This window comes from Vibrio sp. 10N.222.46.A1, assembly GCF_041473595.1.
Taxonomy (GTDB): domain Bacteria; phylum Pseudomonadota; class Gammaproteobacteria; order Enterobacterales; family Vibrionaceae; genus Vibrio; species Vibrio tasmaniensis_A.
Genome location: NZ_JBFRSN010001698.1, coordinates 1 through 660, shown reverse-complemented (window position 1 = coordinate 660; position 660 = coordinate 1). Strand labels below are relative to the sequence as shown.

Below are 660 nucleotides of genomic sequence, written 5' to 3'. Positions count from 1 at the left end.
ATTTTAACGTGGCGTTTTATTATCTATTAGAAAGCTCTAGCTGTGTTAATTGGAGCCGTGTATGAACACTATACCAGTCGAGCCATATGATAAGCCGCCACATATTCGCCATTTCTGAAAGCGAACCCAGCCGACTCTCCTTCAATAACAAAACCGAATTTCTTGTAGAGACTGATCGCTCTTTCGTTATCGGTGTACACCGTTAGCTCCAGTCGTTTGATGTTAATCCAGTTATCACACAAGTCGATCGCGGTCGCGAGCAGTTGGCTACCGACACCTTTGCCTAATACATCGTCTTTAACACCCATTCCGAATGAAGCAACATGACGCCTTCTCGGGTTTACACACACTTCCATTCCCAAATTACCAACAATCTCATCGTCGATAATCGCGACATACGAGTACACGTTGTCGGGCATATTAGAGATTCGTTTCTGCCAGCTTTCCAGAGATGGATTTGGGAGTTGCAGCGTACCGGTATAAGCGTTTGTGCATTCGTAAACTTCTTTGATTCCCTTTGCATCTGACGGTTCAGACCGTCTCACTATAATACTCATCGCAACTCCTACTATTTTCATCGCTAAATATGAAACACATCCTTAATGTGCACCTAGCACATTATCAAATACTAAATATTTAACAATAGGTAAGATAAAATTG

General features: G+C 42.3%; 1 protein-coding gene. It reads right to left on the bottom strand.

Annotated elements, in window-relative coordinates; genetic code table 11:
• Positions 1-68 precede the first annotated feature (68 nt).
• Positions 69-557 (bottom strand): GNAT family N-acetyltransferase, encoded by a 489-nt coding sequence (locus AB4496_RS28925; protein WP_032555215.1) that lies wholly within the window; start codon positions 555-557, stop codon positions 69-71.
• Between the last annotated feature and the right edge of the window lie 103 nt (positions 558-660).